The 25,783-nt window shown below is 63.5% G+C and carries 28 protein-coding genes; 9 read left to right on the top strand and 19 right to left on the bottom strand.

What is annotated here, in order from left to right; all coding sequences use genetic code 11:
• Positions 1-22: 22 nt before the first annotated feature.
• Positions 23-538 (bottom strand): YcgN family cysteine cluster protein, encoded by a 516-nt coding sequence (locus tag NLM33_RS12005; RefSeq protein WP_254096248.1) that lies wholly within the window; start codon positions 536-538, stop codon positions 23-25.
• Between the two features lie 295 nt (positions 539-833).
• On the opposite strand from NLM33_RS12005, the gene NLM33_RS12010 reads away from it, so the two are divergent.
• Genes NLM33_RS12010 through NLM33_RS12020 form a run of 3 tightly spaced genes read left to right on the top strand, consistent with a single transcriptional unit; the run spans position 834 to position 4,300 of the window.
• Positions 834-3,131, top strand: coding sequence for a transglycosylase domain-containing protein (locus tag NLM33_RS12010; RefSeq protein ID WP_254096249.1), 2,298 nt, complete (start codon positions 834-836; stop codon positions 3,129-3,131).
• A gap of 9 nt (positions 3,132-3,140) precedes the next feature.
• Positions 3,141-3,719, top strand: coding sequence for a DUF1214 domain-containing protein (locus NLM33_RS12015; protein WP_254096250.1), 579 nt, complete (start codon positions 3,141-3,143; stop codon positions 3,717-3,719).
• Entirely contained in the window at positions 3,716-4,300 is a 585-nt protein-coding gene (locus NLM33_RS12020) for a DUF1254 domain-containing protein (protein WP_254096251.1), read from the top strand. Before NLM33_RS12015 ends, NLM33_RS12020 begins: the two co-directional genes overlap by 4 nt.
• A 109-nt stretch (positions 4,301-4,409) precedes the next feature.
• Here the strand turns inward: NLM33_RS12020 and NLM33_RS12025 are convergent, their stop codons facing one another.
• From NLM33_RS12025 to NLM33_RS49600, 7 genes are all read right to left on the bottom strand, one after another.
• Positions 4,410-5,072, bottom strand: coding sequence for an MIP/aquaporin family protein (locus NLM33_RS12025; RefSeq protein ID WP_254105766.1), 663 nt, complete (start codon positions 5,070-5,072; stop codon positions 4,410-4,412).
• A 23-nt stretch (positions 5,073-5,095) separates the two neighbouring features.
• On the bottom strand, positions 5,096-5,506 hold the full coding sequence (gene arsC / locus NLM33_RS12030) for an arsenate reductase (glutaredoxin) (protein ID WP_254096252.1): 411 nt from the start codon (positions 5,504-5,506) through the stop codon (positions 5,096-5,098).
• A 15-nt stretch (positions 5,507-5,521) separates the two neighbouring features.
• Positions 5,522-5,992, bottom strand: a complete 471-nt coding sequence (locus NLM33_RS12035; RefSeq protein WP_254096253.1) for an ArsI/CadI family heavy metal resistance metalloenzyme — start codon at positions 5,990-5,992, stop codon at positions 5,522-5,524.
• An 11-nt stretch (positions 5,993-6,003) separates the two neighbouring features.
• Positions 6,004-6,348, bottom strand: a complete 345-nt coding sequence (locus tag NLM33_RS12040) for a helix-turn-helix transcriptional regulator (protein WP_254096254.1) — start codon at positions 6,346-6,348, stop codon at positions 6,004-6,006.
• A gap of 213 nt (positions 6,349-6,561) precedes the next feature.
• On the bottom strand, positions 6,562-6,795 hold the full coding sequence (locus NLM33_RS12045) for a hypothetical protein (protein WP_254096255.1): 234 nt from the start codon (positions 6,793-6,795) through the stop codon (positions 6,562-6,564).
• 276 nt (positions 6,796-7,071) lie between these two features.
• On the bottom strand, positions 7,072-7,371 hold the full coding sequence (locus NLM33_RS12050) for a hypothetical protein (protein ID WP_254096256.1): 300 nt from the start codon (positions 7,369-7,371) through the stop codon (positions 7,072-7,074).
• A 218-nt stretch (positions 7,372-7,589) separates the two neighbouring features.
• Positions 7,590-8,030, bottom strand: a complete 441-nt coding sequence (locus tag NLM33_RS49600) for a hypothetical protein (RefSeq protein WP_371929938.1) — start codon at positions 8,028-8,030, stop codon at positions 7,590-7,592.
• A 187-nt stretch (positions 8,031-8,217) separates the two neighbouring features.
• Between NLM33_RS49600 and NLM33_RS12060 the strand changes: the two genes are divergently transcribed.
• Positions 8,218-10,050 carry a tetratricopeptide repeat protein gene (locus tag NLM33_RS12060; RefSeq protein ID WP_371929939.1) on the top strand — a complete coding sequence of 611 codons (1,833 nt, stop codon included), beginning with the start codon at positions 8,218-8,220 and terminating at the stop codon, positions 10,048-10,050.
• 71 nt (positions 10,051-10,121) lie between these two features.
• On the opposite strand, the gene NLM33_RS12065 is transcribed toward NLM33_RS12060, so the two are convergent.
• The 4 genes from NLM33_RS12065 to NLM33_RS12080 are packed head-to-tail and all read right to left on the bottom strand — an operon-like array spanning position 10,122 to position 14,979.
• Positions 10,122-10,886, bottom strand: coding sequence for a hypothetical protein (locus NLM33_RS12065; protein ID WP_254096258.1), 765 nt, complete (start codon positions 10,884-10,886; stop codon positions 10,122-10,124).
• A gap of 2 nt (positions 10,887-10,888) precedes the next feature.
• The gene (locus NLM33_RS12070; RefSeq protein ID WP_254096259.1) at positions 10,889-11,086 is read right to left on the bottom strand and encodes a hypothetical protein; all 198 of its coding nucleotides are present in this window, start codon (positions 11,084-11,086) and stop codon (positions 10,889-10,891) included.
• A 4-nt stretch (positions 11,087-11,090) separates the two neighbouring features.
• Entirely contained in the window at positions 11,091-11,531 is a 441-nt protein-coding gene (locus tag NLM33_RS12075; RefSeq protein WP_254096260.1) for a hypothetical protein, read from the bottom strand.
• A gap of 40 nt (positions 11,532-11,571) precedes the next feature.
• Positions 11,572-14,979 (bottom strand): CHAT domain-containing protein, encoded by a 3,408-nt coding sequence (locus NLM33_RS12080; protein ID WP_254096261.1) that lies wholly within the window; start codon positions 14,977-14,979, stop codon positions 11,572-11,574.
• A gap of 664 nt (positions 14,980-15,643) precedes the next feature.
• Here NLM33_RS12080 and NLM33_RS12085 point away from each other — a divergent pair.
• Positions 15,644-16,021, top strand: coding sequence for a VOC family protein (locus tag NLM33_RS12085; RefSeq protein ID WP_254096262.1), 378 nt, complete (start codon positions 15,644-15,646; stop codon positions 16,019-16,021).
• Between the two features lie 115 nt (positions 16,022-16,136).
• On the opposite strand, the gene NLM33_RS12090 is transcribed toward NLM33_RS12085, so the two are convergent.
• On the bottom strand, positions 16,137-16,898 hold the full coding sequence (locus tag NLM33_RS12090; RefSeq protein ID WP_254096263.1) for a hypothetical protein: 762 nt from the start codon (positions 16,896-16,898) through the stop codon (positions 16,137-16,139).
• 18 nt (positions 16,899-16,916) lie between these two features.
• Positions 16,917-17,105: a hypothetical protein gene (locus NLM33_RS12095; protein WP_254096264.1), complete on the bottom strand. Its 189-nt coding sequence runs from the start codon at positions 17,103-17,105 to the stop codon at positions 16,917-16,919.
• Between the two features lie 252 nt (positions 17,106-17,357).
• Here NLM33_RS12095 and NLM33_RS12100 point away from each other — a divergent pair, with 252 nt between their 5' ends.
• Entirely contained in the window at positions 17,358-18,332 is a 975-nt protein-coding gene (locus NLM33_RS12100) for a DUF2336 domain-containing protein (RefSeq protein ID WP_254096265.1), read from the top strand.
• Positions 18,333-18,448: 116 nt separating this feature from the next.
• Here the strand turns inward: NLM33_RS12100 and NLM33_RS12105 are convergent, their stop codons facing one another.
• Positions 18,449-19,402, bottom strand: coding sequence for a LysR family transcriptional regulator (locus NLM33_RS12105; RefSeq protein WP_254096266.1), 954 nt, complete (start codon positions 19,400-19,402; stop codon positions 18,449-18,451).
• Between the two features lie 123 nt (positions 19,403-19,525).
• On the opposite strand from NLM33_RS12105, the gene NLM33_RS12110 reads away from it, so the two are divergent.
• Positions 19,526-20,974, top strand: a complete 1,449-nt coding sequence (locus NLM33_RS12110) for a hypothetical protein (protein WP_254096267.1) — start codon at positions 19,526-19,528, stop codon at positions 20,972-20,974.
• A gap of 89 nt (positions 20,975-21,063) precedes the next feature.
• Here the strand turns inward: NLM33_RS12110 and NLM33_RS12115 are convergent, their stop codons facing one another.
• From NLM33_RS12115 to NLM33_RS12125, 3 genes are read right to left on the bottom strand one after another with little or no spacing between them, the layout of a single operon-like run.
• Positions 21,064-21,408, bottom strand: a complete 345-nt coding sequence (locus NLM33_RS12115; protein ID WP_254096268.1) for a DUF1491 family protein — start codon at positions 21,406-21,408, stop codon at positions 21,064-21,066.
• 59 nt (positions 21,409-21,467) lie between these two features.
• Positions 21,468-22,184 (bottom strand): peptidoglycan-binding domain-containing protein, encoded by a 717-nt coding sequence (locus tag NLM33_RS12120; RefSeq protein ID WP_254096269.1) that lies wholly within the window; start codon positions 22,182-22,184, stop codon positions 21,468-21,470.
• A complete protein-coding gene (locus NLM33_RS12125) occupies positions 22,177-24,042 on the bottom strand; it encodes a PAS domain-containing sensor histidine kinase (RefSeq protein WP_254096270.1) in 1,866 nt (621 codons plus the stop codon). Before NLM33_RS12125 ends, NLM33_RS12120 begins: the two co-directional genes overlap by 8 nt.
• A gap of 385 nt (positions 24,043-24,427) precedes the next feature.
• On the opposite strand from NLM33_RS12125, the gene NLM33_RS12130 reads away from it, so the two are divergent.
• A complete protein-coding gene (locus tag NLM33_RS12130) occupies positions 24,428-24,859 on the top strand; it encodes a DUF5330 domain-containing protein (protein WP_254096271.1) in 432 nt (143 codons plus the stop codon).
• A 70-nt stretch (positions 24,860-24,929) separates the two neighbouring features.
• A complete protein-coding gene (locus tag NLM33_RS12135) occupies positions 24,930-25,358 on the top strand; it encodes a SufE family protein (RefSeq protein ID WP_254096272.1) in 429 nt (142 codons plus the stop codon).
• A 7-nt stretch (positions 25,359-25,365) separates the two neighbouring features.
• On the opposite strand, the gene NLM33_RS12140 is transcribed toward NLM33_RS12135, so the two are convergent.
• Positions 25,366-25,779 carry a MucR family transcriptional regulator gene (locus NLM33_RS12140; RefSeq protein ID WP_254096273.1) on the bottom strand — a complete coding sequence of 138 codons (414 nt, stop codon included), beginning with the start codon at positions 25,777-25,779 and terminating at the stop codon, positions 25,366-25,368.
• Between the last annotated feature and the right edge of the window lie 4 nt (positions 25,780-25,783).

Consider the following 25,783-nt stretch of genomic DNA (forward strand, 5'->3'; position numbering starts at 1 on the left):
GCTCAGCCCTTGTCAGCCCTTGTCAGCCCTTGGGCCGCCGCCTCAATTGCGCCCGCTTCGGCAGCAGCGCCGGCCACTCGACGATGTGGTCCTCGAGCTCCTCGTCCGGGATCTCGTCCTCGCTGCCCTCGACCCGGCCGCGCACGGAGACGCCCGCTTCATGCACGGTATTGGGATCGCCGGAGACAAGCGGATGCCACCAATAGAGGTCGCGCCCTTCCGCGACCAGCTTGTAGCCGCAGCTCGGCGGCAGCCAGTTCAGGGTGCGGACATTGGCCGGCGTCAGGCGCACGCAGTCCGGCACCTTCTGAGACCGATTCGGGTAGTCCTTGCAGGCGCAGGTGCCGGCATCGAGCAGCTTGCAGCCGACATGGGTGAAATAGATGTCCCCGGTGTCCTCGTCCTCGAGCTTGTTCAGGCAGCAGCGCCCGCAGCCGTCGCAAAGGCTCTCCCATTCAACCTCCGACATCTGCTCCAACGTCTTGGTTTTCCAGAAGAATCCTTCCTGGTCTGAAGGTCGTTTGGGAGCTGCGGTCATTGCGTCTTCAACTGGTTTCACAAGAGGATCGGCCAACTCCATCTAGGGCGCGAGCCAATGGTGCTGCAAGCAGCGCCGTGGACGTTCCGTAAAGATGCGGGGCCAATTAGGCCTGTCGTTCAAAATCGCGAGCGTGACCATTGGTTTATGGCCCCCGCTCGGCTAGAACAACCTGCGAGTCCCCCGAAGGACGCAATTGGGTGCCTTGGGTTTGCCGCAACAGTCCCGCAAGACGTCTCGATGCCGCCCCGGCCGGGTGCTTGAACGCTTTCGAACCGAGCCTCAAGGGTTCTAGGTGCGCCAGATCATACCACCGCATTGGAAGAGCAAGGTCCGGAACTTCTTCCTGGATCTTGATGCGCGCATCGACTCCTCGCTGTTCTCCTCGGCAAAGGGCATCCGCGAGCTCTATGAGCGCTACTCGACCTTCATGGACCGCTTCTATGTCGGACGGTGGAAGCGCTGGGTGTTCATCGAGCCGCTGTCGGAGGCTGCGACCCTCGGCCTCGGCGGGCTGGTGCTGCTGCTCACCCTCGCCATCCCAGCCTTCCGCGAAACGGCGGATGAGGACTGGCTGAAGAAGTCCGACCTCGCCGTGACCTTCCTCGACCGCTACGGCAACCCGATCGGCAGCCGCGGCATCAAGCACAACGACTCGATCCCGCTGGAAGACTTTCCGGACGTTTTGATCAAGGCGACGCTCGCGACCGAAGACCGCCGCTTCTACGATCATTTCGGCATCGACATCGCCGGCACCGCGCGCGCGCTCGTCACCAACGCCCAGGCCGGCGGCGTTCGCCAGGGCGGCTCCTCGATCACCCAGCAGCTCGCCAAGAACCTGTTCCTGAGCAACGAGCGCACCATCGAGCGCAAGATCAACGAGGCCTTCCTCGCGGTCTGGCTGGAATGGCGGCTGACCAAGAACGAGATCCTCAAGCTCTATCTCGACCGCGCCTATATGGGCGGCGGCACCTTCGGCGTCGACGGCGCCGCACATTTCTACTTCAACAAGTCGGCGCGTGACGTGACGCTTGCGGAAGCCGCCATGCTCGCCGGCCTGTTCAAGGCCCCGACCAAATACGCACCCCACATCAACCTGCCCGCCGCCCGCGCCCGCGCCAACGTCGTGCTCGACAACCTCGTCGATGCCGGCTTCATGACCGACGGCCAGGTGTTCGGCGCCCGCCGCAACCCCGCCTTCGCGGTCGACCGCCGCGACGAGGCTTCGCCGAACTACTACCTCGACTACGCCTTCGACGAGATGCGCAAGCTCGTCGACACCTTCCCGAAATCCTACACCGAGCGCGTCTTCGTGGTCCGCACCGCGATCGACACCAACGTGCAAAAGGCCGCGGAAGACGCGATCGAGAACCAGCTTCGCCAGTTCGGCCGCGATTATCACGCGACGCAGGCCGCGACCGTGGTCTCGGACCTCGATGGCGGCATCCGCGCCATGGTTGGCGGCCGCGACTACGGCGCAAGCCAGTTCAACCGCGCGACCGACGCCTATCGCCAGCCCGGTTCCTCTTTCAAGCCATATGTTTACACGACGGCCCTGCTAAACGGCTTTACGCCGAATTCGGTCGTCGTCGACGGCCCGGTCTGCATCGGCAATTGGTGTCCGCAGAACTATGGCCACTCCTATTCCGGCTCGGTGACGCTGACGCAGGCGATCACCCGCTCCATCAACGTGGTGCCGGTGAAGCTCTCGATCGCGATCGGCGCCAAGGAGCAGCCGAAGGCGCCCAACCCCGCCAAGATCGGCCGCGCCAAGATCGTCGAGGTCGCCCGCCGCTTCGGCATCAAGGCGCCGCTGCCCGACACGCCGTCGCTGCCGATCGGCTCGGACGAAGTCACCGTGATCGAGCACGCCGTGGCCTATGCGACCTTCCCGAACCGGGGCAAGGCCGTCACGCCGCATTCGGTGCTCGAGGTACGCACCGGTGGCGGCGACCTCGTCTGGCGCTGGGACCGCGACGGTCCGAAGCCGCGGCAGGCCATTCCGCCGAACATCGCCGCCGACATGGCCGGCATGATGAGCCACGTGGTCAGCGAAGGCACCGCGCGCCGCGCCGCGCTCGACGGCATTCCGACCGCGGGCAAGACCGGCACCACCAACGCCTACCGCGACGCCTGGTTCGTCGGCTACACCGGCAACTTCACCTGCGCGGTCTGGTACGGCAATGACGACTACTCGCCGACCAACCGCATGACCGGCGGCTCGCTGCCGGCGCAGACCTGGCACGACATCATGGTCGCGGCCCATCAGGGCGTCGAGGTCCGGGAAATTCCCGGCATCGGCATGGGCCAGAAACTGCCGCCGCAGCCGGCGGCCGCCAACGCGCAGGCCAATGCGGCGCCGAAGGTGCTGGAGACCAAGCCCGGTCCGCCGCCAGTGCTGACCAAGCGCGGCGCCGATATTCTGGTTCGGGTGGAGAAGCTGCTCGACGACGCCGCCAAGACCGCGACCAAGACGACGTCCGACGATACGGCAAAGCCGGCCAAGCCCGCCTCGCCGTCGAGTGCGCTCGCCTTCCCGCAGAACTATGCGGCGGAGGAGAATGCGACCTCGGCCGGCCCGCGCAAGAACTGACCTGATCCCGTGCGGCTGATCATCATCACATTGACGGCCCTTCTGCTCGCAACCGCGGTCGGCGTCGGCGCGACCTGGATGACGACGACGCGCGGCACCGACATCGGGGCGCTCACCATCGGCGCCTGGACGGCGCGGCCGCGCACCGGCACGGCCGACGTCGACCCCTATTCGCGCGCCACCATCGTGCGCAACGGCGAGCTGCCGATCGGCACCGGCGACGGCGTGGCGTTCACCGCGACCACCGACGACAAGAAAAAGGCGCTCGACGGCCGCTGCGACATCGTGGTCTCCGGGGTGACCCCGCCGGCTCGGTTCTGGACGCTGACGCTCTATGACCGCAAGGGCCATCTCGTCGCCAACTCGCTGCAGCGCTACGGCTTCACCAGCCAGGAGATCGTGCGGCAGTCGGACGGCACGTTCGAGATCCGCATCGCCTCGCGCTCCCGCTCCGGCAACTGGCTGCCGACCGGCGGCATCGAGCGTTACGCGCTGATGCTCCGCCTCTACGATACGCCCGTGGGCGTCGCCACGCGCACCCAGCGCGACGCGCCGATGCCGCAGATCGCAACGGTGGGCTGCCCATGATCCGGCTCGCGTTCACGATCCTTGCCGGCATCCTGCTCGGCCTCGTCGTCCACCTCGTCAGCGTGCTGGCGCTGCCACGCATCGCGACCCAGGACGCCTATTCGCGGCTGACGCCGATGACGAAGGAGAACGCGGTCACGCAGCTGCCGCTCGCCGATCCCAATACCTCGCCGATGCCGTTCATGGACCCGGCCTTTGCGCTCGCGATCTGCCGCTACGACCTGTCGGGTGGCCCCTTGAAGCTGCAGGTGCCGGTGAGCCAGGCCTACACCTCGGTGTCCTTCTACACCCGCAACGAGATCGCCTATTACGCGATCAACGACCGCTCCGCCGGCAGGAAGGTGATCGAGCTCGACCTGATGACGGAAGCCCAGCACAACGCGCTGCCCGAGGACGAGGAGGTCACCGCGGCCGACCGGCTGATCATCGATTCCCCGTCCGCGACCGGCCTGATCGTGATGAAGGCGCTCGCCGCGGAGCCCGGCCTGATGCCGCAGGCGCAGGCTTCGCTTGCCGCCGCCACCTGCGCGCCGCAGACCGACGCCCCCGCCAAGGCCGAGGCCCCGCGCGGCCGGCGTTGAGCGGGCCGCTAGCGGCGCATGAACAAAATCTGGAAAACAACCCCATGCAAAGTAGCGGAGGGCCTTGTTATGCTCACTTCGAGTATTGTTATGCCGGAGCGGGCCGAGATTAGTCTGACCGCTTCCAGACCCAGCGTGCCAGCGGGAGGGCAAGGGCTGCCCCGATGAGCTGAGCGGCGATGAAACCTGCAACTCCGTTTGGCGCGATACCGGCAAACGTGTCGGACATCGATCGCGCGATCGTCACGGCTGGATTGGCAAATGAAGTGGAAGCCGTGAACCAATAGGCTGAAGCAATGTAAAGGCCGACCGCGTAAGGCACTGCGTTTGGCGTTTTCGCCGCGACGCCAAAGATCGTCGCCAGCAGGCCGAACGTTGCTACGGCCTCGGCAAGCCATTGCCCGGCGCCAGAGCGCGCGGCCGCCGAGAACTGCCAAACCGGAAGCTCGAACATCAAATGTGCGATCCACACGCCGACGATTCCGCCGGCGACCTGCGCCACGACGTAGACTGCCACATCCGACCAGGTCGTTTCGCCGCGCAGTGCAAACGCCAGCGTGACTGCCGGATTGAAATGGGCTCCCGACACCGGACCGAACATCTGGATCAGCACGACGAGAATGGCTCCAGTCGGAATCGTGTTGCACAAGAGCGCCAGCGCGCCATTCCCGCCAGCGAGCTTCTGGGCCATGATTCCGGAACCGACGACGGTTGCGAGCAGAAAGGCTGTCCCGAGCCATTCAGCGAAGGCGCGCTGCGCGAGGCTTGGCATGGCGCGCTGCGCACGGTCTGGCATCAGCGGCTACGGCTCAACGAGACGCACTCGCCGTCTTCCTTCACGAACTCGCCGTGTTGCGGCGGCAGCAGCTCAAGGACCAGCTCGGAAGGGCGACACAATTTCACGCCCTTCGAGGTCACCACGATTGGCCTGTTGATCAGGATCGGGTGGGCCATCATCGCGTCGAGAAGCTGGTCGTCGCTCAAATCCTCATTGCCTAGCCCGAGCTCTGCATAGGGCGTGCCCTTCTTGCGCAACAAGTCACGCGCCGGCATTCCCATCCGCACGACGAGCTGCTTCAGCAGCGCACGAGCAGGTGGTGTCTTCAAATATTCGATCACATGAGGCTCGATGCCTGCGTGCCGGATCATCGCGAGTGCGTTGCGCGAGGTGCCGCAATCCGGATTGTGATAGATGATCGCGTCCATCGATCGTCCTCGAATTCAGCAGCAGGCCGAGGACGGCTTCGGGGCCGGCTGAGGCGCGCAGCAGGCAGACTGCTTCTCGTGAGCCACCCGTGCCCGGTTCTCTCCGGTGCCGTCGCCGTAAACGGTGCTCTCGCCGGTCGTGTGAAAAGTCTCCCACGCGATGCCGGCGGGATCGTCAATCCACGATTTCTCGGACTTGGCGTAGCAGCAGGTCGTCTGCCCTTGCTCGATGACGTTGCCGCCGGCCTGGTGCAGCCGCGCATAGACCTCTTGCAGTTCCTCGGCGGTCTCGACCTGGATGCCGAGATGATCCAGGCCAGGCTCACGCCCCCGGGTCGAGATCGCGAAATTGACCCGAGGATCCTCGAGCATCCACTTTGCGTAGTCGGATTTCACGACGGCGGGTTCGGCTGCAAACAGCGCGGAGTAGAACCCGATCGACCGCGGAATGTCGTCGACGGAAACGTGAACGTGCAGGCGCTTCATGACATGTCCTCTCAGGCTGGCACTCTGGTGCGCTTCCGCGCGGGTTTGCACGCCGCAACTGGAGCGCATGGCGCTCCGCCGCAGCAATTCTCCGTCAGGAATCCAAGCAGCGCGTTCATCGTGTTGAACTGGGCCGCATAAATCATCGAGCGTCCCTCGCGCCGGACGGTCGCCAGACCAGCCATCCGCAGCCGGTCGAAATGAAAGGTGAGCGTGTTCGGCGCGAGATCCAGCGTTTCCGCGATCGCGCCGGCAGACATTCCGTCCGGGCCGGCCTGGACCAGCAGGCGGAAAACGTCGAGGCGATTGTCCTGTGCGAGAGCGGCGAGCGCAGCTACCGCGGCCATCTTTTCCATATTTCAACGATTATTGAAATAATAACTGCCTGTCAATTGATCTTTCTCGTCGGCTGAGCCGGTCTGGCAATCACTCTGCCGCGCGATCACCGGAACGTCGTCCGTCTTGTCGAACACGTTGGTCCGGCACACGTTGACGCAAGTGTCGTGCAAAGCGCGAACTCGGTTGGCGATTGAATGCTGAATCGTCGCGCTAGACTAGTTTGGCGACGTTCACGCATCTTCGTCATCAAGCCAGGCGTGAATCAGAGACGATGGAATGATCCGTTTGGGCAAATGCGGATTGATGGTGCCCGCGAATACTGCCAAGCCTTCCCGAAGCCGTGAGCGCGCGAACGCCTTCGCTTCAGTTTCCGTCGCAAAGGTCTTCGTCTCGCGCGGACTGCGCTGCTTCGGCAAAACGCCCTGTTTGCGAACTTCATAGGTGACGTACCAAATCTGCGTCATTCTGCCCACCAACGTGTCATCCAGCCCGGCTGGTGCAATTGGCATTGTTAGGTGAGCGCCTGACACCGAATGCTTGATCCAGATCAATCTCGATCGAGACCGGGGATGGTCTGCGCGTAAAGCCAGAAAGCGTAGCTGGGTCTGGCACGTAGTGAGGCAAGAAAGCCAGGCGCGAAGCAGCGCAACTACGCGTGCACACTATCGGAATTGACGAGGCCGCCGGAATCTCTCCGGCGGCCTTCGCGCTTAACGTGGTTCGCTGACCTGCGTCCCCGACTAGATATCGATGCTAACAGCGATGTTACGGCCCTGGAGTTCGGAGATCTTCATTCCGTCGGCCATCACCTGCGCAAACTCCGGGTCCTTTGCCACGGCCTCCTGCACCTTGCCGTAGACTTCCCAATTGGCGTAGCGCGTCGTCACCAGCAACTCTCCTGCCCAATGGCCGGTGTGGAAACGGGACAGTCGAAGAAATTCGGCGCCGTGTTTCTCAAAGATTTTCTTCGCCTGCCTGACAATCTTGGTCATTTCCTCGGGCTTGTCAGTTTTGAAACGAGTAAATTGCACGATAGGCATGGGACTACCTCCATAGTGATGTAAAATGTCCAAGAGGCATGTATCGAGTTACGCTTGAGGAGCGAATCTCAATGCGATCTCGATGAACGTTTGTCTTCATCAACTTGTTGCTGGTTCAGCCTTCATAAGCGGCAACAACTCTGCCCTTTCGTGGCGGATCGGCTCGCATCATCACTGGCCAAAGCAGAGGTCGTACGCGCAAATGCAGTCTTGGAAAATCAGTGTTGAAGCAGTGCGGCCGGCGCCACAGGCAGGGAGCGCACGAACACGAAGCGAGAGGTCACCGGTATTTCCGCATCCGCGCGACCATCCTGGCCGATGAGGATGAGGCCTGCCCCGCCATTTGCCACAGTCAGGATGATGGCTTCACCTGTCCATGTCCGGATCGGCTCCATTCCAATGATGAGAAACTCCCCGATGGGCTGGTCCAAATATTGAAGTCGAAGCTGCGGCGCGATTTCAGCCGGTGCAAACGCGAAGCCCAGTTGCTGCGCGCGTGCGTAGATTTGCCGTAGCGACACCGTCTCGCCCTGAAAGCCCAGGTCGGCCGCCGACACTGTCAGAAGGTCCACCGCCGTTTTCGTGCCGCTGACGGTAAAGGCCGGCCGCGCAAGAGCCGCCGCAGCCGAGTCGCCAACGCCGCAACCGATCGCGCTCATGGCGTTGAGAAGAGCGAACGGATCCGAGAATGTCCCGATCGCTATCGTCTTCCACACCGCAACGTCCGAAGCGGATGTCAGAGGGCTCTGCGGTTTCGGGACAGCGGGAGCCGTCCTGAACGTCAACTGCCTCTGCAGCACATCGCGTGCCGAGCATTGGGCCTTGGCGTCGTTGGTGGAGCCGAGGATGCACGTGCTGCAAAGCAAGAGCACGGCAAGCGCGATGCTGTTGCACCACCCCGTCGAACGACGCGAGCTCGCGGCGTTTCGCTGCGAGGTGGCGGCCGTCGGCGCAATCAAGCCCCTCATGATGACCTCCCTCGCAATGCGAGATCGGCATGCGATGCATGCGCGTGCGGAGGATGCCAGGCGGTCGCTCGAAATGCTTTACAATCAGCTTCCTTTTTTCTTACCGTTACCTTCTAACCCGGTCCAAGGTGTCATCGTACCTGGGAGGCCGCGTTTGCTTTATTCCTTTGCGGACTGCACTCTCAACACGGACCAGCGTGAGCTCCGCCGCAACGGGGACCTCATTGTCGTCGCGCCGCAAGTCTTCGATCTTCTCGAGTACCTGATCTGCAATCGCGAACGCGTGGTCAGCAAAGACGACCTCATCGCTGCGATCTGGAAGGGCCGGATCGTTTCGGAATCAGCGCTCACGACCCGCATCAACGGAGTCCGATGCGCCATCGGTGACAGCGGCGAGGAGCAGCGGCTCATCAGGACGCTGCCGCGCAAGGGCATCCGCTTCGTCGGGGTCGTGCACGAAGAGCGAGAGCCTGCGCATGTGATTGCCGGGTCTGAGGAGCGGCCACAACAGACGCCACCTTATCCGGGGCGGATTTCGATCGCCGTACTGCCCTTCAGCAACATGAGCGGCGATGCCGAGCAGGAATATTTCGCGGACGGAATGGTCGAGGAAATCACGACGGCGCTTTCGCGGTTCAACTGGCTGTTCGTGATCGCTCGCAATTCGAGTTTCGCCTTCAAAGGCAAGGCGATCGATATCAAGGAAGTCGGATGCAGGCTCGGCGTGCGCTATGTCCTCGAAGGGTCCGTGCGCAAGGCGTCCGGGAAAGTTCGCATCGCAGGACAATTGATCGACGCGGCAACTGGCGCGCATGTCTGGGCGGATAGCTTTGAGCGAGACCTGAGCGATATTTTCGTGCTTCAGGATGAGATAACCACGGCCGTCGTCGGCGCGATCCTGCCGAAACTGCTTCGAACGGAAATTGCAGCGGCAACGCGGCGGCGGCCGGAGAGCCTCACCGCCTATGATCTTCAGCTCCGGGCCATGGCTCAGTATTCCCGGGCGACCCGCAAGGGTGTGGCCGAAGCGTTAACGCTGGCCAAACGCGCCCTCGAGCTCGATCCGGGATTTGGCTTTGTCGCGGCGCTAGCGGGCCTCTGTCACATGGTCAAGGTACTGTCGGGCTTCTCGACTGATCCTCAATCCGACAGAAATGAAGCCGTGCGGTTTGTGCACCTGGCGTCAAGGATCGATAATGGTGATCCGCAAACGTTGGCGACGTCTGCGTTGGTCTTGGCGTTCATGGTCGGCGATTACGAACGTAGTATCGAGATGGTCGACCGGGCGGTTGCGCTCAACCCCAATTCATACTGGCTATGGCTCGACAGGGGCTGGGTCTATCACACCGCGGGGGTTCCGGAGGAAGCGATCCGCAGCTTCGAACATGCAACGCGCATGAGCCCGATCGACCCGATGCTGGACCGGCTATCTGTTGGCATGGGGATGGCCTTCATCGAGCTTCGGCGCTTTGACGAGGCCATCGCCGCGGGCAAGAAAGCCTTCCGGTTCAATCCCTTTTTTTCGGCGACTTACTGGTGTCTCGCGTCCGCTTTTGCCCATCTCGGACGTGACGCGGAAGCGCATGAGGCTGTGGGGCGTCTGCTCGAGCTTGATCCCGCCTTCACGATATCCACGTGGATGGCTCGAGGTGGACAGACAAACGCAAAGCTCGCGATCGAAGGCCTCCGCAAGGCAGGCCTACCCGAGTGAACCGCGCTCGGATACGGCCTGAACGTCCTTAGTCCGGCTGCGCTGCGCCGGTCTGATTGAGGCCAACCGCCCTATCCGAGGATCCCCTTCAATCCGGCATAGATCGAGCCGACCGCGGTGGCGGCGACGCCGACGAGCGGGCCGACGGTCTGCATGAGGTCCTGGATCAGGCGCGCCCTGCGCCGCAATTGCTCCTCGCCGACATGCTGCCCGAGAAGTCGTGCCACCCTGAAAGCGAAGGCGTTGGGCTTGCCGCCCTGGGTCAGAACCCGCGGCAACACCTGGAAGATCACGACGCCGAGGATGTTGCCGGACAGGAAAGCGAGCAGGATGCTCGCGCCATATTCGAAGACCTCACGCCACTCGACCCAGACCTCGGGAAGGATCGGGACGCGGTCGTGAATGCCGGTCACCGTCAGCATCAGCTGGATGCTGACGGCAGCGCACAGCACACCCAGCACCAGCGCGCCGATCAGGGAGACCCTGTGCAGCGGATAGGCGATGAGCCCGAACAGCAGGGGGATGACGATCGACGCCAGCCGCAGCGGCAGCGGCGACATGTTGAAGGTGATGGTGACGAGGACGTGCGCGGTGACCAGCAGCAGCGCGGGAATGACGACATAGAGAACCGCATGCGTCGCCATATACCGCAGCGGATTCTTGTGTCGCTCGAGTGTCGCGTTGACCCGGTCGAGATCGCGCCTGAGCTTGTCCAGGTCGGCGACGATCTCGTCGATCTCGGCAAGCATCGGGCGCACGACACGCAAGTCCCGCGAGCAGTGCTTGCACGCGATGGCCTCATCCTTGATGGTCTCGGCGCAGAACGGGCACTCCATGGTCAGCGCGACTTCCTGCGGGTCATGATCGCCTCGATCTCGGCCCTGGCGCGCCGCAACTCGTCACGCAGCAGGTCCCGCTTGCGCAGGAGATCGTCGCGTTCGGCGATCAGCGTGGCGGGAACCGCAATGTCGCGCGAGCAGGACGCGCAGACCAACGCACTCTCGACATTGTCCGACTGGCAATAGGGACACTTCATCGCTTCATTTCGGCGCGACTTTCAGGACGAAACTGGCGGTGCCGGGGCGGCCGTCGCTGTCCTTGATGTCGACCCGCACCAGATACTCGCCCGGCGGCAATTCGGCGTCCTGCATGTTGATGCCGTCGGCCTGGATGAACGGCTTGACCCGCGCGGTCAGGTCCACGTTAGGCGAGCGCAGGAAGATCACCTTGACCGAGTCGGGATCAATCTTCGCGCCGCCGAATGACTCGAACTTCAATTGCAATCGCAGCGGCGAGCTGGCGGCATCGCTGGGCGAAACCACCTCCACCTTCGGACCGCGCAAAATGCCGCGCCGGTCGGTCGCAACCGCCCCCTTCGGCGGCGGCAGCTTGGCTTCGTCTTCCGTGATCAATTGCGTCGCCTGCGCGGCCCCCGAACTCAAGAGGCCTGCCGCGACGAGCCCGAGCAACGTCTTCCGCATCATCCTCGTTCAACCCTTCCTTCCCACGCACCACGCCTCGCTAGCGCACTCCGCCGTCGCCGATGATCGTGTACGGCGCCCAGAACAACGGATGCGCATAGGCAAATTCGGTCTTGCCTTCGCCGTTAAGATAGCCGGGGCCGTCGACGAGAGCCATCATCGCCTGGCGCAGCGCCTCGCTTCGTCCGAGCTTCGGATCGTCCGCCTGTCGCTTGAACAGATCCGTCACCAATTGCCGCGCCGATTGCGAATGCACCGACCAGTTCGTGACCAGAAGCGCGCGCGTGCCGGCGTAGAAGAAGGCGCGGCCGAGCCCCGAGGCCGCCTCGGCGCCGGCCCCTGCTCCGGCGCCGGTGTTGCACGCCGACAGGATGACCCAATCCGCGTCGAGCTTGAGGCCAAGGATCTCCTCCATCGTCAGGAGGCCATCGCCCTCTTCGCCCGTCACCGCCGGGGACGACAGTGCGAGCGCCGGCTGGGTCAGGCCGTTGAGCTCGCCCGGCACGAGGCCATGGGTCGCGAAGGCGAGGATCTTGAAGCCGGAGAGATTCATGGTCTTGACGGCGCTCTCCGTCGCCTTCTGGCCGAGGAACAGGACCTTTGACGGGTCGGCCTGCAAGGCGATCGCGATCGACTTCAGCTCGTCCGCGGTATCTGGCAGCCGGGGCAGCAGCCCGAGCTCGGCGCTATCGACACCTTCGAGCTTCGGACTGTTGCGCCGCTTCAAGGGCATGCCGCGTGTCAAATTCCCGCCGGCGTCCGCGACCTGGACCTTGGCATCGGCAGCTTCCGCCTCGGCTTGCTGATCCCTGTTGAAATAGGGATCGCCGAACGCCACCAGCTCGCTGCGTCCGGGCTTGCCCGGCGGCAACTGCCGCAGCGTCCGCAAGGCAGCCGCCGAGGGGACCGTCGTCACCGCGTGGGTGCGCGCAAGCCAGGGCACGTTGCGATAGCTGACGAACAGCGGATCGTCGTCCTGCACGACCTCCGCCGGCGCGGTCGGCAGCAATGAGAGCGGCAGCAGGCCGAGCGCGCCATTGGTGACGACGATCAGGTTCTTCGCCGGCTTCCAGCCGCCTTCGACGGGCTTCAGCAGGAGCTCGTAGAGCTCATAGGCGAGCTTGAGGTCGAACGGAGGAATGTCCGAGATCATCGCCGCCTGCGGCTCGAGCGCCTCACGCAGCTTGCGGATCTTGCTCTCGATGTCGCCGATCCTGGCCTTGACCGCGGCGAAGGCCACCGGACCCGTCTTGGGGACGGCCCAGACGAAGCTGCCGTTCTGGCCGAAATAGAACGACAGCATCGCCTCGTTGTCGGCCAGCGTCGCACGGATCTCGGCGACGCTCGCCGGTTTGGGCGAAACCAGATCGGCGTAAGACGGAAACTTCTGCTTGATCTCCTGGCGCGCCTTGTCGCGCTCGCCGCGCAATGCCACGATCGACGCCTGGATCTGCTGCACGCCCTTCTCGTCGCGATCGGCCGAGGGAATGGCGAGCACGTTGTTGAGCGTGCCGAGCTGGGCGTTGACCTGCTTGGTCAGGTCCTGCTCCTTGCGCACGAGATCGGCGAGCGCCGGATCTTTCGCCGCCGCCCGGGCGCTGGAAGCTGCCAGCGCCTGCTGGACCGAGCGGCCACGGATGGCGTCGGCAAGACCAAAGGTCTCTTCGCCGACCTCGTTGCTCGTCCCCTCGGCGCGTGCGAGCAGGATGAAATAGCTTTCAACGATCGCCTGCAGCCGCTGACTGCGCGCGGCCACCACGGTCGTATTCTCGTCGTCGGCGTTCTCGCGCGCATTCGCCATCATGATCGGAATGGCGGCCTTGAACTCGCGGATCGCTTCCGCATCGCGGCGCGCCCGCATCAGCCCGATCGCCAGCGTCCCGCGCGCCGAGGCGGCGTCGAAATGGTTTTCGCCGACACGGCTGACCTGCTTCTTGACCAATTGCTCGGCAGCGGCGATCCCGGCGTCGACTTGGCCGGAGGCATAGAGCGACATGATGCGCGAGGGATTGAGCTCGAACACCTGGCGGCGCTGCGGATCCCAATTGGCGACCGCCTTGTCGATCCTCGCGTAGATCTCGTTCGCTTCAGGCGCCTTCCGCCGCAGCGCCAGGATACCGGCAAGCTGCGAGAGCAGCGCGACGGTGGCCTGCGAATCCTCGGGCACGCCGACCGTCTTGTTGATCTCGACGGCGACCCGGCCGAGCTGCTCGGCCTCCTCATAGCGGCCTTCCTCGACCAGGATGCCGGCGAGGCCCATGACGAAGCGTGGCGTCACCGGATTGTATTTGCCGGTGTCCTTCAGCCGTGACAGCAGCGCCCGGCGCGCATCGACCTCGGCTTCAGCCAGTCTGCCCTGCCTCGCCTTCATGCGCGCCTGATTCAACACCATGGTGTCGACCACCTGCAGCAGGAGGGTCTCTGCAGGCGGGTTTTCCGACTCCAATACCGCCTTGTTACCGGCGCTCTTGCGCAGCTCCGCGGTGCGATAGGCGGCCTCGGCTTCGGCAAACTGCCCCCGTGCCTCGAATATGATCCCGCGGGTGATCTCGATTTCACCCTCCCAGGTCTGGCCGAACTTTGCATAGGACGTTCGCCAGCCGGGAAGCCCACTGGTGCGCGCTTCCTGAATCCCAGTCAGGCTGCGACGCAAATAGGCTTCCGCCTGCGCGACATCACCCATCTGGAGGAGAATGGACGCAACCGTGCGGTTTGCATTGAACTGCATTCCCTTCGCGCCTGGCAGAGTGGCTACCTCGCGCAACAGCCTCTGGATGACCTCGAGCGCGCGCTTCGGATCGCCTGCGAGGGCGTATTGCACCGACTGCAACTGCAACAATCGCCCCATCATGTTTGGGCTGACGGCCCCGCGGCCCACTTCTACGGCCTTGTTGGCGTCGGCGGTGGATTCGGCGAGACGCCCGAGCTGGGAGCGGGCATTGGCGCGGTCGAAATAGAACTGGGCGAGATCCTCGCGGGACTCCTTCCCCGTGGGCGTCGAATCCGCATCCGTCTTCAGCTCCGCGATCAGCTTCTCGTTCGGCTTTTCGCTGTCGAGGATTGAGGTGATGTCGGCGATCGTACGAGGCGGCGCCACAAAGCCTTTGGGCAATGCCGTTCCCGGCGCCAGCTTGGGCGCATCTTCCTTTGGCGCCGCGACCGCAACATTGGCGCGGCCATTGGCAGCATTGAGGGCGGCGAGCACGCAAGCATGGACCTGCGGCTTGGCCTTGGCACGACAGGCTTCGAGATTGGCGCCGCCCGCCGGCCCGCCTCCCGCACGCATGCAGGCTTGCACGATCGGCTTGCCGACCGTCATCCGGCAGTTCTCGACCGCCGCTTCCTGCGTGAGAGCGAATACCGGGCCGGTCGATGCCAGCAGAGCGCCGATTGCGAGGAGTTTGCGGATGCCTGGCAGCGACAGGTGATTCAAATGACTTTCGAACATGGCCGGAGCCCCTGCTGAAAGAAATGGTCAAAAATCAACGCGTCTAACGCATGCAATCTATCGATATCGGCGCTCGCGGGACAAGCACAAATCTATCCGACGAAGGTTCGAGAAGACCCTGGTCGCGGCCGCTGCGCTGCACAGCCACGCGCCCCCGTCCAGACGGAACCAACCCGGGTTACCCCTAAAGGTCAGCCGCGGACAGCCACCGTCCGGCCGTAAGGCGGCTGGGCAGCGAGCGGCGGATTGGCGGCCCGCGCGGCGAACTCGCCGATCAGGCGGCTGACAGCGCCTCTTCCATTGCGGGTATGAGTTGTTCGTTTTTCAAAACCCTGGCGATTGCTGCTTCGGTTAGGGTAAGCACCATCGGAACCTCCCCTGGCTGATCCACTCAAGGCAAAAGGTACTCTCCGGATTGTATGGTTGAGCCTAGCACCAAGCGAGTTAGGACAATGTCCGAATCAGCACATGAGCGAAGTGGCATATGCCTCCTCGAGGTTCGCTGAGCGAGGCACGGCGGACGAGATTTGCTCTCGTTGAGTTCTTCGCATTTTGACCCTGAGCGGTCATCTGGTGTCCAATTCGAACTCCAACCTTAAAGGTGACAAATTTCGGACCTTGAGAAGAGTGGACGAGAATTGTTGCATTAAGTCGGAGTGCACGAATGAGCCCTTCCGGATCTTTGATCGCGATCCTGCCGTGTAATGACCTTGATGCGTCGGAGCGGTTCTACAATCGATTAGGCTTCGCGCGCCCGGACAGCCAAAGGCCTGCTCCGGGAGAACCCGACACCTATCGCATGCTGTCGAACTCAAAAGGCGGATATCTGCATTTGACGGACGCGGTCGAGGGATGGCTAAAGCCGGGCAGAAACCCTTTTGGGCTTTATCTTTACCTTGAGAATGTTGACGCTGCGGCGCGCGAATTTCAGCAATCACCCGAAGACAAGCCGTGGGGGATGTACGAATTTGCCATGTCTGATCCAGATGAAACGTTGGTCCGTGTCGGGTGGCCAACCCGTCTCCGCGCTGGAGCTCAATAATTCGGCGCAATTGGCCCTTCCGTGACCTCCGGCGACCTCCGCTATCGTGCCGCTAATGGCGGATAAGGAGACATCAGGCGTTACCCGGGCACCCTGATTACGGTGCACGACCTGGTCAGCCGCGGACGGCGACCGCGCGGCCGTAAGGCGGCTGGGCCGCGACCGGCGGATTGGCGGTCTGTGCGGCGAGCTCGCCGATCAGGCGGTCGGCGTCCGCCGCCATGCCGTCGGGCGCCTGGATCACCAGCCGTTCCAGCGCCCAGCGATAGGACGAGACGCGCTGCTCCAGGCATTGCTGCACCCACTGCACGATCAGCGAGTTCTCCTGCATGCGCGCGACCGCATCCGCCTTCTCCCTCGGCGAGAGCTCGGAGACGCGGGCCATGCTGGCGTTGCGCTTCTTGTCGAGATCGATGACGCGGATCGCACTGGCGAAGAACGGCTCGAACCGCGTGATGTCGTTGCGCACGTCCTCGATGAGCTGCGCATAGCGCGAGGAATGCGAGCGGTGCGGCTCGTCGATCAGCGTGCGCCCGTACATCGTACGGTCGAACACCACCTTCTGCTGCCAGGGTGACGGCAGCGCCTTGTAGTCGCCGAACACGCTCTTCCAGGCGGGACGCGACAGCGGCGGCTCGATCATGGGATAGGCGAGGTCGCGAAGCTGGCGTTCCTCGTCGGTGAGCTGGAATTGCGAAGCCCTGAGACCAAGGCTGCCGGTCACCTCGGCCCCCAGCCAACGGTGCATGTCGTCGCTGCGCATGTCCTCGCGGGTGCGGCCGAAATCGCCGCCGCTACAGGCGCCCAGCGTCGCGCCGGTCAGCGCGAGCAGCAGGGCCGATGCGAAACACCGGATCTTGTGATGTGGGTCCGGCATGACACGACAACCGGATGATCAGCGGCGCCGACGGCGGCGCCCCGGCGCAGTGCCCTCTTCCGGCCCGCGACCGCCGCTGGTCTCGTCCGATTCACGCTCGATGCGAATCACGGGAAGGATCAACACCCTCCCCGTCTCTGCGAGCGGAGCGACATCCCCCGATGAGCCCGGCCGGCGACCGGCCGGAAATTCAATGATGGTCCCCATGTCAGCTCTCTTCTATTGCCGCGCGACCGAACGGTCCTCACAACATGGGTGCCATTAAGATCAGCACATGGTTAACGGGGTGTAAACGTGCCGCCTGGACCGTAACCGCACGGGCAAGACGCGCCGTCCCGTTGCAGCACGACAACAGCGCAAAAGGCGGCGTCAGCTTCACACCTCGTTTTCCTTAACGAGCCTTTAAAACAACCCGCGATAGGCTGACGCGGACGATCTTTCTCGAGTCGCGTACGCCTCATGACCAAGCCGCTATTTCCAGCATTCGACGGGCTCATCACCCTGTCCCGTCGCGAAGGCGTCGATATTCGCCCCACGCTCCTGCGCGTGCTGACCGACCTTTACGTACAGGCGAAGAGCCATAGCGGCGACGAGGAGCGGCAATTCGTCGAGCTCGCCTCGCGGCTGATCGACCAGGTCGACGATGCGACGCGCGCCGCGGTCAAGGCCCGTCTCGCGATCTATCCTGCAACACCCGCGCCGATCATGCAGAAGCTCGGGCTTCTGCCCACGCATGAGGGCCGCAGAATTCCGCTGGCGCGCGAGATCCCCGCCCTGCCCGCAGCCCCCGCGCCGGACCGTACGCCAACGGATGTCGAGCTGCGGATGTCCGCCAACATGGCGATGCAGCCAAAGGACGCCGCCGAGATCCACGACATGTTCTTCCGCGCCACGGCCTCGGAGCGCGCGCTGATCCTGCACAATCTGGCGCAGACGCCCCTGAAGGCTGCGCCCCGCATTCCGACCGCGCGCGCCACGCGCGCGATCCAGACGCTGGAGTGGGCGGCCTATGCCGAGGACACCGAAAGTTTCACGCTGGAGCTCGGCGAGAGCCTGATCCTGCCCTCGCGCGTCGCCGCGCAGATCGTCGATGACGTCGGCGGGGAAGCGCTTGCGGTCGCCGCGCGCGCGCTCGACATGCCGAGCCCCAACTTCCAGCGCATCCTCTTGTTCTTCAAGCCGGAGATCGGGACGTCGGTGAACACCGTCTACCGGCTGTCGCGGCTCTATGACCGCCTCAGCGATCGCTCGGCGCTGGTGATGTTAGCGGCCTGGCGCGGCTCGACGCTCGCCGTGACGCGGGCCAAATATCAGTCGTCGCTCTACGACGGCGAACGCCAGCGCGCGCGCAGCGGCGCGAGCCAGCCGCGGCCCGCGGTGCAACCCGGCGCGATCCCGCCGATGCGGACAGGCACCGGCGGCTCGGAGCGCTAGATCGTGGGCTCCTCAACCGGCGGGTAGTACCGGCCGCATCGCGATCGTTCTCGGTCTTGCCCGAACGCCGATAGACGGATGCAATCAGGACTGCGACCAGTGTCGGGAGACCACGATCATGCGATCGGAGCCCGCTTTGCACTCCAAATTCCGCGATCGATCAATGTGTTCGTCGTCTCCACGATAAGACGAGCAACGGCCTGTTGTGCACGCGTTTTCGGTCGGCGCGACAATGTTGCGATCGACGCATGACGCGCAAGGGTGGGCCGAACAATACGACGAGCGCTCAGAAGTCCCTTTGAGAGCTCCGCTTGAATCGCAGCGGAGGGCAGAATTGTATATCCCAGCCCACTCATCACCATCTGCTTGATCGTCGAGACCGAATCGATCTCAGCCTTGACCTGGAGTTTGCGCTTGGTCGTAAGGAAAATGGCATCATCGAGGGTATTTCGCAGATCATGCGATTGGCTCGCCAGGAAAAGATCAAACGTGTGCAATTGGGCGAGAGTGACAGTTTCCGCCTTCGGCCCGATCTGCGGAGCGCTGATCAGGTGGAGCGTCTCGACGACGAGGGGCTGCAAGTCCAATCCGTCGGCATCAGCGACGTTGAACAGCAGCGCCAGATCAAGGCGCGATGAATCGAGCCATTCGCGAAGAAACCCCGAATGGCTTTCGAGCAGATGAAGCGTAACCCGCGGGAGCGATGTCAATGCCATCTCCAATAGCGGCGCCGCAAGAATTGGGGTGACGGTAGTTGGCAATCCGATCGCCACCCGCCCGGAAATCTCGCCGCCGGCTTCTGCCGCGGCTTCGCGTGCTCGTTCAAGCTCACGCAAGACAATGCGTGCGTGCTCGATAAAACGAGCGCCAGAGTCCGTCAGGCGCACGCCTCGCGCCTCGCGCTGTAGAAGCCTTGTGCCCAGCTCCTTCTCCAAGGAGAGAACGTGCTGACTGAGTGCCGGTTGAGCGACGCGGAGCCGATGCGAGGCGGCCGTGAAGCTTCCTGCTTCGACAACGCTTATGAAGTAGCGCAGCTGACGGACGTCCATCGCGAGCCATAGGATTTTCATCTAGCTTGCAGGCATATTAGCTATTTGGCATCTGGATTGGAATGCGACAATTTTGAGGGGTACGAGCGCCTCGGCCTTGCCAGGCTTTCGTCGGGTGCCGCACTCCATCCGAATGCCAGCAAAATGATCTATCTGACGTGGTCACTGCCGATACTTGCCGTTGTCATTCTGATGGCGTCAGGCCGTGTTGGCGCAATCGGCGCCGGACTGATTGGCGCCGGAATCGCGACACTGGTGGCCTTGACGGCAGCGCCAGCCCCATTGACCCTTCCCGGAATATTCCTGGCCGTCGCCGCGGGGCTCTGGAGGAGTTGGTTGGTCGCCGCAGTGATTCTAGCGGGTCTCTTCTTTCGGCACGTCATGGAGACCGAACAAGATGGACGAGGTCGTCCAGTGATTGTCCATGAGATGAGACGCCAGAAAGTCTTTGTTGCTTGCTTCCTCTTGGGACCATTCGCCGAAACTGCAACAGGATTTGGCGTTGGTCAGGTGACGACTGTCGGCGCACTACGCGCGGCCGCGTTGTCTCCGGTCCACGTCGCTTTGCTCGCTCTGTTCAGTCAAATTCTCGTACCCTGGGGAGCTATGGCCAATGGTACGATCATTGGAGCGCAGTTGGCGGCCCTGTCGCCAGCAGATCTCGGCACCAACAGTGCTCTTGTGAGCGTTCCCCTTCTTTTGGTCTGGCTCGTCGTCTTTTGGCGCATGGCAGGAGAGGCCGGTGTAAGCGCGTCGAGCTACCTGATCCACCTGCAAGAGGCCATGTGGGTTCTGCTCGTATCCGTGTTGCTCATTATCGCCAATCAATTCCTTGGCCCGGAAATCGCCGGTATGGCGGCGTTGGGGCCAGTCATCCTTCTGCGCTTCTGGCGGGATGAGAAACCGGATCGACGCCGCTGGCTATCGGCGTTGCGGATTGGATTGCCGTACGCCGCGTTGATCGTCGGCTTTTCCGCGACCCGCATGATCCCGATACTCAGGGCAACTCTTGGAAATTTGGCATTCCAGCCGTTTGCGGACGGCCCGACATGGGTTCCATTGTTACATCCCGGCGTTTGGCTTGCGAGCATCGGATGCCTCGCGGCCCTGGTGGCGCGACGCAGCAGTAAGATAGCAAGCTCAGCGCGGCGCGCTTGGTCACTCGGCTGCAAAGCTGCATCGACGGTCGCCGTTTACTTGGTCATCGCACAGATCATGGCAGAATCGGGTATCGCTAAAGGCCTTGCAAGCGGAGTACAGCTTCTGCTCGGCCCTTGGGCGGTGCTCGCCGTCCCTTTGATCGCCGGCGCACTTGGATTTCTGACGGGCAGCAGCAATGCAGCTAACGGCTTGCTTATGCCATCCCAGACAAGTCTTGCAGGCAGCCACGTCTCGCTTGGGTCGATCGCCGCACTTCAAAACACGGCTGCAGCCGCAATGACGATGCTGTCGCCAGCGCGTGTAGCTATGGGTTGCGCTTTGGTTGGCCGGACAGATCTCGAGCTCGCGGTCTATCGTCTGGCATGGCCCCTCGCCGCTTCAGCTTTGATTGCACTCTCCTGCATAGCAATCGCACTGCTCAGCATACCTTGATGCGCGCAAACGAACGCTGCTGACCCACCTGCCATTTCGTTGTCACGTAGCAAGCGGATACGGCCGGACTCCATAAGTACGCGCCCTGGTCAAGTGCGCGCCAGTTCCAGAAAATGCCGTCCGGCGCGGTCCTCGGTCTCGACGATCCAGGCGTCGGGATCGAAGCGGATTTCCTTGGTGAGCCGTTCCTCGACCGCAGGCTCCGGCAAGGGCTGCGGCGCAAGCGGCACGAAGAAGCGATCGACCGGCCGGCCGTCGTCATAGACGGTCTGCGGCGCGGGCACGTACAGCATCGCATTGCCGTCAAGCAACGACACCTTGACGAACACCGCGCCGGCTTCCTCGGCACCACGCCGGCGCACCGCGCCGAACACGCCTTCAGCCTGGCAGCGGCGCAAATATGCCGCCACCCATATGTTCGATTTCAATCGCATGGACGGGACGATAGGCCAGCTGCGGAAACAGCACCAGTGTCCGCGGCAAGCAACGGCGATTATTCGACGGGATGTCCGATTGCAGCCGCAAGCTCACGCAGCAGGCGGTCCGAGACCTGCCCCGTGACCGGCATCTTGTGCTCGCGCTCGAACTTCTGGATCGCGGCCTGGGTTTCCCCGGAGATCGAGCCGGTCACCTTCAACTGCCCGTAGCCATATTCGGAGAGCGCGCGCTGCACGGCGGCGACGCGACGGATTGCGGGGCTCTGCTGCGCCGGGATCGGCGCCGGCGGTCGCGCGACGACGACGGACTGCGACGGAGGCGTTGTCGCCGTGGCCTTGACGAGATTGGTCAGGGGATCGGCAGACCTCGAGGTCGAGGCCGTCGCCTCCGCGGCTTTCTCCGGCGCTGGCGCCTTCTCTACCGGTTTTGGCTCAGCGACGCGGAACTCCATCGGCTTCGGCTCGAGCGGCAGCGAGTCGGCTGCGAGCGGGCGCGGCCGCGGCAACGGGTTCGACAGCGCGACGGCCGACGGCGCCGGCAAATTGATCACAGTGCCGAACATCGGCGCGGGATGGCGGCCGGTTTGCAGGAACAGCGCGTTGGCGACGATGGCGCTCACCGCGGCGAATGCGACGAGGCCGGCGAGCGTATCCTTGGGGCTGTGCAGCAGGATCCGCATCGCGAGATTGCGCTCGGTCTCGACGTCGACGACCGCCGCCTTGGCGCCGCGGCGGCGTGGAGCATCCTCATCCCTTGCAGACTTTCTAGGCACTTTTCTTCACCAAAGCCGGTTGGTCCTGAACATCATGGCGTGGCGGCGGCATCAGCGTCGCGATCTTGCTTTCGCTCGGCCGTCCTTGCGACGGCATGCAGACGAGCGGCAGCTTGATGGTCACAGCCGTCCCCTCGCCGAGCTTGCTTTGTACCGTCAACTCGCCGAGATGCAAGGCAACGAGGCTCTTCACGATCGACAATCCGAGACCCGTGCCTTCCTGGCGACGCTGATAGGTCTTGCCGGCCTGGAAGAACGGCGCGCCAATCCGTTTCAGGTCGTCGGGCGCGATGCCGACGCCGGTGTCGCTGATGCGAAGGAAGAGGTGCGATGGCGAAACCGTGGCGGCGACGGTGACCTGCCCTCCACGCTCGGTGAACTTGATCGCGTTCGAGACGATGTTGAGCACGATCTGCTTGAAGGCGCGCGGATCGCCGGTCATTACCGGCAGATCCTGCGGCGCATCGGTGACGAGATCGATGCCGTTCTCGCGCGCCTTCAGCGCGAGCAGATTGCAGCAATGCAACAGCGCGGCGCGCGGCGCGAACGGTTCCGGCGAAATCTCGAACCTGCCGGATTCCATCTTCGACATGTCGAGGATGCCGTTGACGACCGACAACAGGTGCTGGCCGGAATCGTTGATGAGCTCGGCATATTCCTTGCGCTGGGCCGCCCCCAACATCAGGGTCTGCTCCTGCGCAATCATCTGGGAGAAGCCGATGATGGCGTTGAGCGGCGTGCGCAGCTCGTGGCTCATGGTGGCGAGGAAGCGCGTCTTGGCGGCATCGGCCGCTTCCGCAGCGCTGCGGGCCTGATCGAGCGCCTGCTCCTGCATCTTGCGATCGGTGACGTCGCGCATCACGGCGACGACCTCCGGCTCGGCCGTCACGTCGCGGCCCAAATCCTGGTCAACCAGATCCTGGTCGAGCGGCCGGCAGCGCATCTCGACCCAGATGAAATCGACCTCGCCGCGCTCGCTGCCGCCGATCTCCCGTCGCAGCCGGAACTCGACGCTGCGCACGTCGCCGCGCGCGGCGTCCGACAGTGCGGTGAGATAGGCCGGGCGGTCGGCGACATGGACGCGGTCGAACAGGCCGTGGCCGGTGAGCTGGGCGCCCGGCAGGCCGAGCATGGCTTCGACCGCCGGCGAGATGAACTGGACTGCGCCGTTGCGCTGATGCCGCGAGATGACGTCGCTCACGTTGCGCGCCAGCAGGCGGTAGCGCTCCTCTTCGCGCGACAGCAGCGTAACGCTGGTGCGCGCCAGCGATTCGGCGCCGAAGGCGAGACCCGCCGCATAGAGCGTCGCGGACACGACGCCGAATGCCATGAACATGCCGCGTTCGGCTGCATTGGCCTGGTCGAGCGGCAACCAGTCGAGATGACCGAACAGGATCAAGAGCGCCGCACAGGACAACGCCAGCACGGAAGCAAAGGCGGCGACCCGGCGCGAGGCCGACAGCGCAGCCTCCAAGGGAACGACGACCAGCCAGACGGCGGCAAACGATTCGATGCCGCCCGTGGTTACCGCCACGGCCATGATCAGTCCGGCGAGCGCCAGCGACGACAGCACATGGGCGCCTTCATAGCGGCCGGTGCGCGAAAGGAACCACGACAGAAGGATCGGCGCGATCAGCCAGGCGAAGGCCGCGACCTCGATCGCGCTGGGTGCGCCGCGCATGGCGAGATAGATCGGGAATGCGGCAAAGGCGGCGAGGCTGCCGAGGAGCCTGGGGGCCATGAAAGCCCGATGGCGTGCCCGCGTCAGCGCGTCATGACGTGCCGAGGGATGCAGCAGCGCATCGAGACAATCGCGGATGATACTCAAAACTGTCACGGGTCTCGCGCTTCGGCTCATGCATCGAAAAGACGCGCCGGAACGCCTCCTTGTCGTTGAGCCACCGTGTCAGAGTGACATTAAACGAACGCTAAGGCGGTGGCGCATGCGACGGAACACCGGATGATCGTGGGGAATTTTACGCGATTTGACGGTTTCATTCGCGCGGATGGTGAACACGGGGTTTCCGCCTCCCTCACCGTATGGTTTCGAATTGGTGGAAGGGCGCAAACGGGCAATCGCGATCCCACATCAATCGAAAATTTACGAGCCTTTCGATTCGTTCAAATCTCACACAAATTTTCGCCGAATTAAGCTCAACGCAATCACTTGCGATTTATCGAGGGGTGCGAGGTCGTAGGCCCGCGGGGGCGCCGCCGGCTGGATCTAACACACAGGTCGCAAGATGCGTTTTCTGCTCCGCATCACATTCTGGCTCGGGCTGGTGCTGGTGCTCCTGCCGCGGGACAAGACACCCGAATCGGAGAAGCTGCCGCAGGTCGGCGCCGCCGAGGCCGTGTCAGCTGCGACCGCTGCCGTCTCCGACATGAGCCAGTTCTGCAAACGCCAGCCGGCGGCCTGCGAGGTCGGCGGCCAGGCCGCGACCGTCATCGGCCAGCGCGCGCAGGACGGGGCGCGCAAGCTTTACCAGATGCTCAATGACAAGAAAGAGCAGATCACCAACGGTAAGAATGACAAGAGCGACAAGAAGGCGCCCGACCACACCGGCTCGATCGGCAGCATGGCGGAGGCCGATCTCGAAACGGGCGCGCAGCGCGACACCCTGACCCAGGACGACCTTGCGCTCGAATGGCGCGGGCCGGAGACGGCGAATTAGGGATCGAATCCTATCGATTTCGATGGATTGCGCCCTTATATATTGGCCCTGAGATTGAACACGGGCCATCATGACGACGATCGACGAAATCAGGGACAATTTCGAGGTTCTGGACGAGTGGGACGACCGCTACCGGTATGTCATCGAGCTCGGCCGCACCCTGGAACCGATGTCGGAGGCCGAACACTCCGCCGCGAACAAGGTGCAGGGCTGCGTCAGCCAGGTCTGGCTGTCCAAGCGGATCGATCGCGGCAACGGCGCTCCCATCCTGAAATATCTCGGCGACAGCGACGCGCATATCGTGCGCGGCCTGGTCGCGATCCTGCTGTCGCTCTATTCGGGACGCACGCCGCAGGAGATTCTTGCGACCGATGCGCTCGCGGTATTTGACGAGTTCGGCTTTCGCGAGCACCTGACGCCGCAGCGTTCCAACGGCCTGCGCTCGATGGTCGAACGCATCCGGACCGATGCGCGCGAGGCGCTCGCCGAGGCCTCGTGAGGCAACGCTATTTGCGTTTGCGCTGCTGCTGCCCCAGCCCCATCTTCTTCGCCAGTTGCGAGCGCGCCACCGCATAATTCGGCGCGACCATGGGATAGTCGGCCGGCAGGCCCCATTTCTCGCGATACTGCTCGGGCGTCATGTTGTACTGGGTGCGCAGATGGCGCTTCAGCGACTTGAAGCGCTTGCCGTCCTCGAGGCACACGAGATAGTCCGGCGCGATCGACTTCTTCAGCGACACTGCGGGCTTTGCCGGCTCGAGCGGCGCCTCGGTCCGCCCCGAGGAGACCCGCACCAGCGCGCCATGCACCTGGCTGATCAGGTTCGGGATCTCGGCGGCCGGCGTCGGATTGTTGCTCAGATACGCCGAAACGATGTTCGCCGTCAGCTCGATGAAGTTCTTGCCCGCCGCATCTGACACGGAT

This window comes from Bradyrhizobium sp. CCGUVB1N3 (assembly GCF_024199925.1).
In the GTDB taxonomy this organism is placed as follows: Bacteria; Pseudomonadota; Alphaproteobacteria; order Rhizobiales; family Xanthobacteraceae; genus Bradyrhizobium.